Origin of the sequence: Cypionkella aquatica, assembly GCF_030161095.1 — a bacterium.
GTDB classification, from domain to species: domain Bacteria; phylum Pseudomonadota; class Alphaproteobacteria; order Rhodobacterales; family Rhodobacteraceae; genus Cypionkella; species Cypionkella aquatica.
In genome coordinates this window covers 252,653-266,609 of the sequence record NZ_BSPP01000002.1, presented here as the reverse complement: position 1 = coordinate 266,609, position 13,957 = coordinate 252,653, and the positions used below count along the sequence as shown (strand labels likewise).

Annotated in this window: 10 protein-coding genes; 7 read left to right on the top strand and 3 right to left on the bottom strand. The window is 60.2% G+C overall.

Annotation, left to right across the window (positions count from 1 at the left end; genetic code table 11):
• The first annotated feature begins 83 nt into the window (after nucleotides 1-83).
• From QQJ98_RS01975 to QQJ98_RS01945, 7 genes are all read left to right on the top strand, one after another.
• On the top strand, nucleotides 84-974 hold the full coding sequence (locus QQJ98_RS01975; RefSeq protein ID WP_284323636.1) for a LysR family transcriptional regulator: 891 nt from the start codon (nucleotides 84-86) through the stop codon (nucleotides 972-974).
• 87 nt (nucleotides 975-1,061) lie between these two features.
• On the top strand, nucleotides 1,062-1,529 hold the full coding sequence (locus QQJ98_RS01970) for a formate dehydrogenase subunit gamma (RefSeq protein ID WP_284323635.1): 468 nt from the start codon (nucleotides 1,062-1,064) through the stop codon (nucleotides 1,527-1,529).
• Nucleotides 1,526-3,052 (top strand): formate dehydrogenase beta subunit, encoded by a 1,527-nt coding sequence (locus QQJ98_RS01965; RefSeq protein ID WP_284323634.1) that lies wholly within the window; start codon nucleotides 1,526-1,528, stop codon nucleotides 3,050-3,052. Before QQJ98_RS01970 ends, QQJ98_RS01965 begins: the two co-directional genes overlap by 4 nt.
• Nucleotides 3,049-5,925 carry a formate dehydrogenase subunit alpha gene (gene fdhF / locus QQJ98_RS01960; RefSeq protein WP_284323633.1) on the top strand — a complete coding sequence of 959 codons (2,877 nt, stop codon included), beginning with the start codon at nucleotides 3,049-3,051 and terminating at the stop codon, nucleotides 5,923-5,925. The genes QQJ98_RS01965 and fdhF overlap by 4 nt, the downstream gene beginning before the upstream one ends.
• The gene (gene fdhD, locus QQJ98_RS01955) at nucleotides 5,922-6,722 is read left to right on the top strand and encodes a formate dehydrogenase accessory sulfurtransferase FdhD (RefSeq protein ID WP_431307776.1); all 801 of its coding nucleotides are present in this window, start codon (nucleotides 5,922-5,924) and stop codon (nucleotides 6,720-6,722) included. Before fdhF ends, fdhD begins: the two co-directional genes overlap by 4 nt.
• Nucleotides 6,712-6,960, top strand: a complete 249-nt coding sequence (locus QQJ98_RS01950) for a formate dehydrogenase subunit delta (RefSeq protein WP_284323631.1) — start codon at nucleotides 6,712-6,714, stop codon at nucleotides 6,958-6,960. The genes fdhD and QQJ98_RS01950 overlap by 11 nt, the downstream gene beginning before the upstream one ends.
• A gap of 143 nt (nucleotides 6,961-7,103) precedes the next feature.
• A complete protein-coding gene (locus QQJ98_RS01945) occupies nucleotides 7,104-7,835 on the top strand; it encodes a peptidoglycan-binding protein (RefSeq protein WP_284323630.1) in 732 nt (243 codons plus the stop codon).
• On the opposite strand, the gene QQJ98_RS01940 is transcribed toward QQJ98_RS01945, so the two are convergent.
• The 3 genes from QQJ98_RS01940 to QQJ98_RS01930 are packed head-to-tail and all read right to left on the bottom strand — an operon-like array spanning nucleotide 7,825 to nucleotide 13,956.
• On the bottom strand, nucleotides 7,825-8,472 hold the full coding sequence (locus QQJ98_RS01940) for a 4'-phosphopantetheinyl transferase family protein (RefSeq protein ID WP_284323629.1): 648 nt from the start codon (nucleotides 8,470-8,472) through the stop codon (nucleotides 7,825-7,827). The two genes, QQJ98_RS01945 and QQJ98_RS01940, sit on opposite strands and share 11 nt — an antisense overlap.
• A complete protein-coding gene (locus QQJ98_RS01935) occupies nucleotides 8,465-12,952 on the bottom strand; it encodes a MupA/Atu3671 family FMN-dependent luciferase-like monooxygenase (protein ID WP_284323628.1) in 4,488 nt (1,495 codons plus the stop codon). Before QQJ98_RS01935 ends, QQJ98_RS01940 begins: the two co-directional genes overlap by 8 nt.
• 8 nt (nucleotides 12,953-12,960) lie before the next feature.
• Entirely contained in the window at nucleotides 12,961-13,956 is a 996-nt protein-coding gene (locus tag QQJ98_RS01930; RefSeq protein WP_284323627.1) for a glycosyltransferase family 2 protein, read from the bottom strand.
• Nucleotide 13,957: the final 1 nt, after the last annotated feature.

Below are 13,957 nucleotides of genomic sequence, written 5' to 3'. Positions count from 1 at the left end.
CATTCACATTGGCCCAAATACTCGCCCGCGGATCCGTCAACCCAACCCTTGCGCATCACGCCATTCCCCGCCACCCTGCCCGAATGATCGACAAGCTGGAAATGTTCATCGCGCTTGCCAACGAGCGCCACTTTGGCCGCGCGGCCGAGGTTTGTCGCGTCACGCAACCCAGCCTGTCGTCGGCCATCCGCCAGTTGGAAGATCAGTTGGGCGTGCAACTGGTGTTCCGCGGCTCGCGGTTTCAGGGTCTGACCCCGGAGGGCCAGCGCGTGCTGGATTGGGCGCGCCGCATCGTCGGCGACATGCGCGCGCTGAAGGACGAGATGCGCACGGTTCATTCGGGTCTGTCGGGCAATCTGCGCATCGGCGTGATCCCCACAGCTTTGCCGATGGTCGCCGATCTGACCGCGCCCTTCACCGCCCGTCATCCGAACATGCGCGTCACTTTGCTATCGCGAACCTCGGCCGAAATCCTTGCGGGCATCGAAAGTCTGGAACTCGATGCTGGCCTGACCTATCTCGACAACGAACCCCTTGGTCGCGTCACTCAAACCCCACTTTACACCGAATTCTACCGCTATCTCTGCGCGCCCAATTCACCGCTGGCCGATCGTGCACAAGTGACGTGGAGCGAACTGATCCATGAACCCCTGTGCCTTTTGACCTCTGACATGCAGAACCGCCGCATCGTCAATCAGCATCTGGCCGAAGTCGGCGTGCGAATTTCGCCAACCGTAGAATCCAATTCGAGTATTGCCTTGGTGGCGCATGTGAAATCCGGGCTTTGGGCCTCGGTGGTGCCGATGAAACTGGCCGAGATGTTCACAGGCCAGGGCCTGAAAGCGATCCCGATTGTCGAGCCAGAGGCCGAGCATCTGGTCGGCCTGATCACCGCCAAGCGGGATCCGCAAACCCCTGTTCTGCAAGCGCTTATGGACGAGGCCGCAAAGCTGGCGGCCCGCCTGCGCCAATAGGCTATGCCTATTGAACAACGATATATCCATATTGATTTCGCTATCAAACGGCGTATCACAGGCCCCAAGCTACCAAAGGGCCGCCATATGCTTGATTCCGCCGATATCACCACCCGGGTTGAGGAAATCCTGAACACTCACAAAGGGATGGAGGGTTCTCTGCTTCCGATCCTGCATGCGATTCAGGCCGAATTTGGTTATGTGCCGCAAGCGGCGTTGCCGATCATCGCGCAGGATCTGAGCCTGTCGAAGGCCGAAGTGCATGGCGTGATGAGCTTTTATCACGATTTCCGCGAGCATCCTGCGGGCAAGCATGTGCTGAAACTCTGCCGCGCCGAAAGCTGTCAGTCGATGGGGGCAGATCGTGTCGCCGCCCATGCGCAAAAGGCTCTGGGCATCGAATGGCATGAAACGACCAAAGACGGCAATGTGACGCTGGAGCCGATTTTCTGCCTTGGCCTGTGCGCCTGCGGCCCGGCTGCGATTGTCGATGGCAAGCTGGTGGGCCGGGTCGATGAAGCCCGGATTGACGCGATCATTGGGGGTCTGAAATGAAGATTTACCTGCCCCTTGATAGCGCCGCCGTAGCGCTTGGTGCTGATGAAATTGCTGAGTCGCTGATGTTCCAAGCCAAAGCGCGCGGTGTAAACCTAACGCTTGTTCGCAATGGCTCGCATGGCATGGTCTGGCTGGAGCCGATGGCCGAAATCGTCACCGATGCAGGTCGCATGGCATTCGGCCCGCTGACATTAAGCGATGTGCCTGCGCTGTTCGGCGATCTGGCTTCGCATCCGAAGGCTTTGGGAAAAACCGAAGACTTACCGTGGCTTAAGGCCCAAACCCGGCTGACCTTCGCGCGTGTTGGCGTGATCGACCCGTTGTCGCTTGATGATTACAAGGCCCACGGCGGGCTGGCCGGCCTGACGCTGGCGCTTGGCATGGATAAAGCTGGCATCGTTGCCGAAGTCACCAATTCCGGCCTGCGCGGTCGTGGCGGTGCGGGCTTTCCGACGGGCATTAAGTGGAAAACCGTGTCCGAGGCTGTGGCGGATCGCAAGTACATCGTCTGCAACGCGGATGAAGGCGATAGCGCCACCTTCGCCGACCGCATGCTGATGGAAGGCGACCCCTTCACTCTGATCGAAGGCATGATCATCGCAGGCCTTGCCACCGGGGCCACCAAGGGATTTGTGTATATCCGTTCAGAATACCCGATTGCCATTGAAGTGATGCAAAAGGCGGTGAAAATTGCCACCGATGCAGGCGTGCTGGGGGCTTCGGTTTTGGGCTCGGCCAACGCGTTCAACATCGAAATTCGTGTTGGTGCCGGGGCTTATGTTTGTGGCGAGGAAACCAGCCTGCTGAACTCGCTTGAAGGTAAACGGGGTGTTGTGCGCGCCAAGCCGCCGCTGCCCGCGCTGCAAGGCTTCATGGCGAAACCAACCGTGGTGAACAACGTGATTTCGCTGGCCTCGGTGCCGGTGATTTTCGAGAAAGGCGCCGCGTTCTACAAGGACTTCGGCCTTGGCCGTTCGCGGGGCACCATCCCGTTGCAGATCGCCGGAAACGTCAAGCACGGCGGCCTGTTTGAGATCGCCTTTGGCCTGACCTTGGGCGAAATTGTTGATAAAATTGCGGGCGGTAGCGCCTCGGGTCGCCCGGTCAAGGCGGTGCAGGTTGGCGGCCCCTTGGGTGCCTATTTCCCGCGCGCTTTGTTCGACACGCCATTCGGATACGAAGAATTCGCGGGCAAGGATGGCTTGATCGGCCACGCTGGCCTGACGGTGTTTGACGACTCTGCCGACATGCTGAAACAGGCACGCTTCGCGATGGAATTCTGCGCGATTGAATCCTGTGGCAAATGCACACCCTGCCGCATTGGTGCTGTGCGCGGCGTTGAAACCGTGGACCGGATTGCCAAGGGTGACGCCTCGGCAATCCCGCTGCTGACCGACCTGTGCAACACGATGAAGTCCGGTTCGCTTTGCGCCTTGGGCGGCTTCACGCCTTACCCGGTGATGTCCGCGCTGACCCACTTTCCCGATGATTTCGCCCCTATGAAGGAAGCCGCCGAATGAAAGACTTCATCATCCCGGATCGCGATTTCGGCACCCCTGCCGCGAAAAGCAAACAAATGGTCACATTGACCATCGACGGCTTTGACATCACCGTGCCAGAAGGCACCAGCATCATGCGCGCCGCCGCAGAAATCGGCATTTCGGTGCCAAAACTCTGCGCCACCGACAGCATCGACGCTTTCGGCTCGTGCCGCCTGTGCCTTGTTGAAATCGAAGGCCGCAACGGTACTCCGGCCTCTTGCACCACCCCGGTCGCCCCCGGCCTGAAAGTCCACACTCAGAACGCCAAACTGAAGCAACTGCGGCGTGGCGTGATGGAGCTCTATATCTCGGACCACCCGCTGGATTGTTTGACCTGCTCGGCCAATGGCGATTGCGAGTTGCAGGATATGGCGGGCGCGGTCGGTCTGCGCGACGTGCGGTACGAGGCGATCGACACCCATTTCAAAGCCAAAGACACCTCCGGCATCGCCAACCCGAACTACATTCCGCGCGACGATTCCAACCCGTATTTCAGCTATGATCCGCAAAAATGCATCGTCTGCTCGCGCTGCGTCCGCGCCTGCGAGGAAGTTCAGGGCACCTTCGCTTTGACCATCGAAGGCCGTGGTTTTGATAGCCGCGTGTCTTTCGGTGCGAAAACCGACACCGCTTTGTCGTCCGATTGCGTATCCTGCGGCGCTTGCGTGCAGGCCTGCCCGACCGCAACCTTGCAAGAAAAGTCGATCATCGAAATCGGCACGCCTGAACGCTCTGTCATCACCACCTGCGCCTATTGCGGCGTCGGTTGCAGCTTCAAAGCTGAAATGCGCGGCGACGAATTGGTGCGCATGGTGCCCTACAAACACGGCAAGGCCAACCGTGGCCATTCCTGCGTCAAAGGCCGCTTTGCCTACGGTTACGCGTCGCACAAAGACCGCATCCTGAACCCGATGATCCGCGACAGCATCAACGATCCGTGGCAGGAAGTGTCCTGGGATGAGGCGATGGACTTCACCGCCAATCGGATGAAGGGCATTATCGAAAAGCACGGTCGCCATTCGGTCGGCGTGATCACCTCGTCGCGCTGCACCAATGAAGAAGCTTACCTCGTTCAAAAACTGACCCGCGCCGTGTTTATGAACAACAATACGGATACCTGCGCCCGCGTTTGCCATTCGCCCACCGGCTATGGTCTGGGGCAAACTCTAGGCACCAGTGCTGGCACGCAAGACTTTGATTCGGTGGAAGAAACCGATGTGGTGATCGTGATCGGCGCGAACCCGGTTTCCGGCCACCCTGTCTTTGCCAGCCGTTTGAAAAAGCGGCTGCGTCAGGGTGCCAAGCTGATCGTGATTGACCCGCGCCGCACCGAAATGGTCGAAGCGCCGCATGTCAAAGCCGAACATCACCTCGCTTTGACCCCCGGCACCAACGTCGCCATCGTCACGGCTTTGGCGCATGTGATCGTGACCGAAGGCCTGTTCGATGCCCAGTTCATCCAAGACCGCTGCGATTGGGATGAATTCCAGGACTACGCCGAATTCGTCAGCCAACCGCAAAACTCGCCGGAATCCGTGGCCCTGCTGACCGGCGTTCCCGCTGCTGAAGTGCGTGCTGCGGCGCGGCTGTTTGCCAAGGGCGGCAACGGCTCGATCTACTACGGCCTCGGCGTGACCGAACATTCCCAAGGGTCGACCACCGTGATCGGCATTGCTAACTTGGCGATGATGACTGGCAACATTGGCCGCCCCGGTGTGGGCGTGAACCCGTTGCGCGGGCAGAACAACGTGCAAGGCTCCTGTGATATGGGCTCTTTCCCGCATGAATTGCCGGGCTATCGCCATGTCAAAGGTGAAGGCGTGCGCGACATTTTCGAGAAGGCTTGGGGCGTCAAGATTGATGACGAACCGGGGCTTCGCATCCCGAACATGCTGGATGCAGCGGTCGAGGGCACCTTCAAGGGTCTGTATTGCCAAGGCGAAGACATCCTGCAATCCGACCCCGACACCAAACACGTCGCAGCGGGCCTTGCCGCGATGGAATGTGTGATCGTCCACGATCTGTTCCTGAATGAAACCGCGAATTACGCGCATGTGTTCCTGCCCGGCTCCACCTTCCTCGAAAAGGACGGCACATTCACCAATGCCGAGCGCCGCATCAACCGCGTCCGCAAAGTGATGGCCCCGCGCAATGGCTATGCCGATTGGGAGATCACCCAGATGCTCGCCAATGCGATGGGTGCTGCTTGGTCCTACACGCATCCCACGCAAATCATGGACGAAATCGCCATGACCACGCCGTCTTTCGCGGGCGTAAACTATGAAAAGCTGGAAACGATGGGCTCGATCCAATGGCCTTGCAACGACGCCGCCCCGGAAGGCACGCCGCTGATGCATGTCGAGGCTTTCGTGCGCGGCAAGGGCAAATTCATCAACACCGAATATGTCGCGACGGATGAGAAAACCGGCCCGCGCTTCCCGCTTTTGCTGACCACGGGCCGTATCCTGTCGCAATACAACGTCGGTGCGCAAACCCGCCGCACCGGCAACGTCGCTTGGCATGCCGAAGATGTGCTGGAAATCCACCCGCATGACGCCGAAGTGCGCGGCGTCAAGGATGGCGACTTTGTCCGTCTGGCATCCCGCTCGGGTGACACAACCCTGCGCGCCACGATCACCGACAAGGTTAATCCGGGCGTGGTTTACACCACCTTCCACCACCCCGACACGCAGGCCAACGTGATCACCACCGATTTCTCGGATTGGGCCACCAACTGCCCCGAATACAAGGTCACCGCTGTGCAAGTCTCGCCCAGCAACGGCCCGTCGGAATGGCAAGAGGAATACAACGCCCAAGCCGCGATGTCGCGCCGCATCGCAGCAGCCGAGTGATGCAAACCCACCGCCCTTTGCCGCGCCTGATCTTCGGATCGGGCGCGGGCACCGCCAGCCGAGAGCTGCCGGAAGAAGTCGCGGTGGCTTTGTCGTTCAATGGATCGACCCAAGCGGTGATGATGGCCTCGCCGTCTGATCTCGTGGATTTCGCCTATGGCTTCGCACTGACCGAAGGCATCGCAAAACCTAAAGAAATTCAAAGTGTTGAGGTGGTCGAAACCCCGCTCGGCCTTGACGTTCAAATCTGGCTGGAAGCTCAGGCCGAAGCCCGTCTGGCCAAGCGTCGCCGCACCATGGCGGGCCCAGTGGGTTGCGGCTTGTGCGGTATCGACAGCCTGGAAGAAGCCACGCGGGTGATGCAGCCCGTACCGAAAACCAGCTTCCGCATGGCCCCGTCTGCGATTATGGCCGCCATCGCCGCCCTGCCCGCAGCCCAGCCGCTGCACGACACGACCCGCGCGGTCCATGCTGCGGGTTACTTCAGCGACAAACTGTTGGCCGTGCGCGAAGATGTTGGCCGCCACAATGCGCTCGATAAGCTTTGCGGCCATCTGATCCGCAATCCGCATCCCACCGGGGCGATCATTCTGACCAGCCGGGTTTCCATCGACATGGTGCAGAAGGTTGCCGCCCTTGGCGCCCCGATGCTGATTGCCGTTTCTGCCCCCACCGCCCACGCCGTTCACCTCGCCGATCAGGCTGGCATCACCCTGATCGCCCTCGCCCGTCCAGATCGGTTTGAGGCCTACACCCACACCGACCGCATTTCGCAGGAGACCGCCCATGTCGCTTAATGACACCCATGCAGGCCCGCACGCCAAGCTGATCTATATGGCCAACCAGATCGCTAAGTTCATGGAATCAAAGCCACATGCCGAAGGTCTGACGCTGCTGGCATCGCATATCAACGATTTCTGGGAACCCCGGATGCGCCGCCATCTGTTCGAGGTTCTCGATGCTGGCGGCACTGGCCTGCGCCCGTTGGTGCTGGAAGCGGCAGCCACCATCAAGCGCCCCGCCATCGCGGCCTGACCTCAGTTTCTGCACGGGCGCCGCGCACCCCTTGCAAACGAAGGCTTGAGCCACAAGGCGCTTTATCCTAGGCTTGATGAAAGCCTGACGGTGCTGTGCGCTGCCGGGCCATTTTATGAAGTTATTTTGACCGGAGACGTTTCATGCGAAATGTCATTGTTCGACCAGGATCGTCCGGGCAATCTGTCCGCGAATTGCAATTGGCACTGAACAATCGACTGAACCCTTCGCCGAATTTGATCGTGAACGGCCTTTATACCCCGCAGACCGAGCGTGCCGTTGTCGCGTTTCAGCGTTCTAACTGGTTGGAAATGGACGGGATCGCAGGCCCTTGCACCTTGGATGCACTGCATGGTCGCGAAACTTCGCCGGTTATTTTACACAACGTGCCCTATATCAGCCAACCCACACCCACCACATGCTGGGCTGCTGCGACGGCGATGCTGACACGGGTTTCCATCCAATCCATTCGCATGACCACACCCACCCGGCTGCTTGCCGCCGACGGTTCATTGCTGAACGAAAGTGAGCGCGGCCAGCGGCTTGAGGTGCATCAGACCTTTGCGCGCCTGCATCGCCTGCGCTACCAACCGCCGCAAAGCTGGCCGGTTTCGGTGTTGATCGGTTTGCTGCGTCATGGCCCGATCATGCTGGAATTGCTGCATAATCCAGCCAGCTTCAACCGTGGCACAGGCTCCTCCGGCCATTACGTCGTGATCGTCGGCGCGCGCGGATCGCATGCCGACGATGGCAGCACCACGACACTGCGGATCTATGACCCAGACGATAGCAGTGGCGAGGGCATCTATTCGGTGGTCTATGGCTCGATGTTGCGGCGGGTGCCGCTGGCGACCTTTGGCATGTTCACGCAATAGGCAGCCAGCAGACCGCCGCAGTGAAATCCGCGTCTTCTGCGGCATCGCCTTTGATCTGAAAGCCTGCGTCAAATGGCGAGACATCACTGCAAAATTCGGCGTTAAAGCCTTGATCTTGCCAGTTAATCCGCAGCATCTGAAAATCGAACAAACGCCGCGACACTGCGTATTGCGCCTTGTAGGCCGCCTCTTTTGCAACAAAAATCCGCAGAACCTGCAAGCCATGCTGCGCAGCGGGAAGTGCAGCAAGCTGCAGCATTTCTTCGGGCCGCAGAATGGTCGGCCACAGATCAGGCGGCAGCGCCTTCAGCGGCTCTACATCCAAGCCAAGCCCCAGATAGGCCCTGCTATGCGCCATAACTGCCAGACAGGCCCCCGCGCAATGGCTGATGCTGCCCGTCACCGCATCCGGCCAAATCGGCGAGCGATCAGCGTCCATCGGAATTGCTGCACCAGCAAAGCCCAAAGCCCGCAAAGCCCGCCGCGCCGCGTCCCGCCCCGCAGAAAACTCTGCCAAGCGTGCAGGAACAGCACCCGGCACCGCTTCACCCGGCCACAGCACGGGCGCTGCACCCGCTTCGGCGAGCACCACGCCCTCCGGCAAAACCGCGCGAAGCCGCTCTGCGATGTCAGCCATTCACCTGACCGCGCATCGCACGACGCCGCGCCATGGCATCAGCACGCGCATCGGCACGATCCGACATCACAGCAGGCGCGGCTTTTGGCCGATCATCCAGATGCGCCGCCAAAGCCTGCAGCACCGGGAACCGGAAAATGTCAGTGATCGACAGCTTTGCCGCGCCAAGGCTTTCCCTGATCTCACGATGCACCTGCACTGCCAGCAGCGAATGGCCACCCAGAGCAAAGAAATTATCCTTGGAGCCTACCTTCGCCACGCCCAAAACCCGCGCCCAAATCGCAGCGATCTGCGTTTCAATATCCGAGGTTGGGGCAACAAAGCTTTGCACTTCCAATGGCTTCGCGCTTGGCGCTGGCAGTGCCTTGCGATCAACCTTGCGGTTGGGTGTCAATGGAAAGCTGTCCAGCCCAACAAAATGCGCGGGTATCATATGCTCGGGCAAGGCATCGGCCAGACTGGTGCGCAGATCAGCCTCTGCCCATTGCCCAGTCAGATAGGCCACCAACCGCAGATCGCCGGGGTTGTCCTCGCGCGCCATCACCACAGCTTGCTTGATGCCCGCCTGCGCCTCCAGCACTGATTCAATCTCGCCCAACTCTATCCGGTAACCGCGCAGTTTGACCTGATGGTCAGTGCGCCCCAGAAAATCAAGCTTGCCATCATTGCGCCAGCGCACCAGATCGCCAGTCCGATACATCCGCGCACCCCAGGCACTGGCCCGATCAGCGGTGACAAAACTATCGTTCACAAACCGCTCAGCCGTCAGGTCCGGGCGTTGCCAATAGCCGCGCGTGACGCCATCGCCGCCAATCCACAACTCCCCCGCGACACCGGGCGCGACCGGAGTCATAGCGCTATCCAGCACATAGACCTGCTGGTTCGCCAAGGGTTTGCCGATGTTGCACACCCCCTCCACATCGCCCACCTCTTCAACCGAAGACCAGATCGTGGTCTCGGTCGGGCCATACATGTTCAGCACCCGCGCCGAAGTCGCGCTGCGCAGATCGGCGATCAGGGCGCTTGGCAATGCTTCACCGCCCAGCATCACGGTTTTTACACCAGACAGCGCCATACGTGAATCGTCGTTCAGAGCGATCATGCGCGCCATCGACGGCGTACATTGCAGATGACTTACGCCATGCCGCAAAATCTGCGCCGCGATTGAAAAATCATCCGCCGCAACGCCGCCCATATTGGCGCGCTTGACCACCTCGGCCAGCGGCTTCAGCCCCGCCATCACCAAATCTGGTGCGATGCCAAAGTCGATCAGACAGGCCACTTCGCCAACACCGATCCGCTTCAATTGTTCCACCCGCGCCAGCGCATCGTCAACCGTGCCGAACAGGCCAGAATCCTCAAAATAGCGTTGAAATGCAAAATCGAGGATCGCCTCGGTCTCTTCCCCACTCAGCGATTGCAGGTCGATCTGCATCGGGTTTGACACGCCCTGCGGCTTTTTGAACGCCGGGAAAGCCCAGGCATATTGCTTGATCAAAGCCGCAGCCGAGCGCAGGTACTCCTTCATCGGCCCCCGCGCCACTTCGCGTGCAGCATCACGATCCTGCGCGATATAGCTGTGCAGCATCAGCGTCACCACATGCTTTGCCGGGTCATGCCCGGCATCGCGAAGCGCTTGATGATAAAGCTTAATCTTGCCGCCAACCTCTTCCACAGACTGGCCCAGCAGATGGGTCAGCACATTGGCCCCAATCGCCCCCGCCTCGCGCCATGTCTCTGGATTGCCCGCCGTCGTCACCCACAAAGGCAGCTCTTTCGACACAGGGCGCGGCTGGCTGATCAACTCGAACACACCGCCATCCGCCGTCGGAAAGCCAACCTTTTCGCCCCGCCACAACCGGCGCACCTGATCGGCTGCGGCAAACATCGCGGCCTTGTTGTTGGGCGGCGTGTTTTCGGGGCGCAGCACGAAATCATCCGGGTGCCAACCCGAAGCCACTGCCACCCCGGCGCGGCCATTGGTCAGGTTGTCGATCACCGCCCATTCTTCAGCAATCCGCGCCGGATGGTGCAGCGGCATCACGCAAGATCCCGCCCGCACGCCGATATTCTGCGTCACCGCAGCCACCGCAGCACCCGTCACCGATGGGTTCGGATAGGGGCCGCCAAAGGCGTGAAAATGCCGCTCGGGCGTCCAGACCGCGCAAAACCCATGGCTGTCGGCAAACTTTGCGCCTTCAAGCAGCAGCTCATATTTCTTCGGACCAGCGCCGTCGTCATTGCCCCAATAATACAGCGAGAAATCCATGTTCTGCGCCGACGTGATCGCCCCGCCCGACACCAAGGCGCGGTTCTCATCGCTGGTCAGCACCACTTTGAAACCGCGCGCCAAGGTCCAGAACAGTTCCAGCACCGAAATATCGAACGAAAGAGAGGTAACGGCCAGCCAAACCCCCGCCTCTGGACCGATGCGCTGATCCATGCCGGTGAAGAAATTGGCGACATTGCGATGTTCCACCATCACGCCCTTTGGCCGACCGGTAGAGCCCGAGGTATAGATCATATAGGCCAAATCGGCCGAGGTGACCCCAGATATAGGGTTATCATCGCGCGCCAAACTCAAACGCGTGTCGCTATCAAGGCATAGAACCTGTGCCTGATGCTGCGGCAATCCAGCGGCGATATCGCTTTGGGTGACGATCACCGGGCAGGCGGAATCCTCAATATACAAGGCGATGCGATCAGCGGGATAGGCCGGGTCCATCGGCACATACGCCCCGCCCGCCTTTAAAATGGCCAAAGCCCCGATCAACAAATCAAGGCTGCGATGCGCGCAAAGCCCGACCAAGGTGCCCGGACGCACGCCCATTTCGATCAACACATGCGCCGCCTGATTGGCGCGCGCGTTCAGCGCAGCATAGCTGAGGCTATCGTCGTTGCAGACCAAAGCCACCGCATCGGGGGTGCGCAGCGCCTGTGCTTCAAAGGCCTGATGCACGCAAAGGCTTGAATCGTAATCAGTTTTTGTCTGGTTCCAGCCATGCAAAACCTGATCACGCTCGGCATCCGTCAGGGTCGATATGCTGGAAATCGGTGCATCCCCCTGCGCAGCAGTCAGGGCCGCAACTAGATGGCCGATGCGCGCGGCATAGCTCTGCGCCTCGGCCAAGTGCAGGCGGGCCGCGTCGAAATGCAGCGCGCTTGGGGTCAGCGTCACCACTGTCCCCGCAATCGGCCCCGCGTCAGCAACGCCAATCTGCGGACAATGCAGGCCAGCCAGACTGACATCGCGAGTCATCAGATCAAGCGCAAAGCCAGATGTCGAACCCAGATCCAAGGCCGCGCGCGCCTCTGTCACGCTGCCCGCGATGGCCACATGCAAAGGCCGCCAATCCGCGACATAGCCCGCGACGCCTTGCGCGGCCTGCGCCAGATCGACACCACCTGCGCCATTTGCCAAAGCGGCGGCCAATGCAAGATCGGCCAAGCCGCCCGACAGCGGCAGGCTTTGCCATTGCGCCGCATCAGCACTGGCATGGCCAATCGCGGCGGGGTTCATTGATTTCAATGCCTTACGCAACGCAGGTTCAGCCAAAGCAAGGCTCTGCCCCAGTGCGGTCAGCCCCTCAACCTGCGCCAAAATCACTTTGCCGTGCAGGGCGGACGCGGCAACAGCCAGCCCCTTTTCCTGACAGCTTAACCGCATCAGGCGCACCGCACCCGCACCACAAGCCACCACCAACCCCGCGTCGTCTGCCTGCAAAATCTGACCAACCGGCCCTGCACCCTCAGCAATCTCAGCCGCGCCGACATTCACAACACGGTCTGCAAAAGCGATTTTCGCCGTGGTCAGCGGGTTCCAGTAGCGGCCATGATCCAAGCCCCGAACAAGGCGCACCACCGCCTCGGCGCTTTGTGAAAAATCAATCCGCCCCATATCTTTCGGGCGATCACTGCGCAGAAACAGGCTGCGCTGCGACAGATCCTGCGGCTTGCGCTGCAAGATGCCGCTTTCCAACTGTGCCAAAACGCTGGGAAAACTTTCCATCGCAGCTTCAAAACAGCGGGTGTTCAACGTCAGCGCGGTATCTTCGGCGGCAATGTCAAAGCTGCGGCTTTCCAGCACGTCACCCTCATCCACACCGCCTTCGATCACATGCCATGAAATCCCGTGCTGCGTTTCACCCGCCAGAATGGCCCAGACCGGCGCGTTCAGCCCGGCATAGCGCGGCAGCGGGCCATCGTGAAAATTCACCCCAGCCCGCGCCAGCGCCAGCACCGGCGCCGCAATCACCGACAGGTTGGCAATCGACAGCAGCCAATCGACCTTTTCGCCCAGCCGTTCCGCCAAATCCGCGCCATAAGCTTCAACCCGCAATCCGCGACTTTGCGCCCACTGCCGCACATCCTGGTTGCGCGTCACCACCGCCGCCAACCGATGTCCGCGCGCCAGAATAGCCTCGCCGCACTGGCGGGTCAGGGTTTCATTGCCGATCAGATAGGCGGAAAACTGGGTCATATGAGTCCTTACCCCTCAACCGAGGGTCGTGATTGGGCGGTGTTTCTGGGCTTGGCAAAGATCGCGCGCAAAGCATGGCGCGCAAGGTCGGTCAAATAGAATGGCGGATCGCCACGGTCTTTGCGCTGGATCAACAGGCGTGCCCGCCACAAAAGACCGGCCACAAGCACCGAAAAAGTCGCCGCCGCGCTATAGGCAACCCCATGATTTTTCGTGAAATAATGCAATCGACTGTCCAACCAAAAGCTGGGGATCCTCTGCCACTCCCGCATCCCGGTCGAGACAGAGCCAATATGCATCACCCGGCTTTCCACCACATAATCGGTCGGAAATCCCGCAAGGGCGGCACGGCGGCACAGATCGGTTTCCTCAAAATACAGGAAAAACTGCTCATCAAACAGGCCGATCTGCTGCAGCACAGACATCCGCATCATCAAACTGGCACCCGCCAGCCAATCCACCCGCCCGGTCACCTGCGGAATCGGCTGCGCCACAACAAAGCGGTTCAGCGCCCGGCTGACCGGGCCAAACCGCAACTGCCCCTCAAACTCCGACGCGATGGACGGAAACCGAAACGCCGTGCGATGCGCCGCGCCATCGTCGCCATAGATAAAGCTGCCCGCGAATCCCACCGTCGGATTTGCCTGCAAATGCAACAGCAAAGCCCGGATCGCATCCGGTTCAGGAAACGCATCCGAGTTCAGAATATAGACAAAATCCGGTGTCGAGCCATCGGGCATCCCCGCCCTGATGCCAAAGTTATTACCCGCCCCAAAGCCACCGTTATGCCCCGATTGCAGCACCCGCACCGCCTGCGCGCCTTTGTCCCAACCGCGTTTCTGCACCTCGGCCAGCATCACCTGAAACGAGCCATCGCCGGAATCGTTGTCGACGATCACCAAAGCGCCCGCGATCCCGTCCAGCGCCACAAGCGCCGCTTCGGCCGCCTGTAACGTCATCTCGGCAGATCGCCAGTTCAGCAAAACCGTCAGCAATCCCGCCATG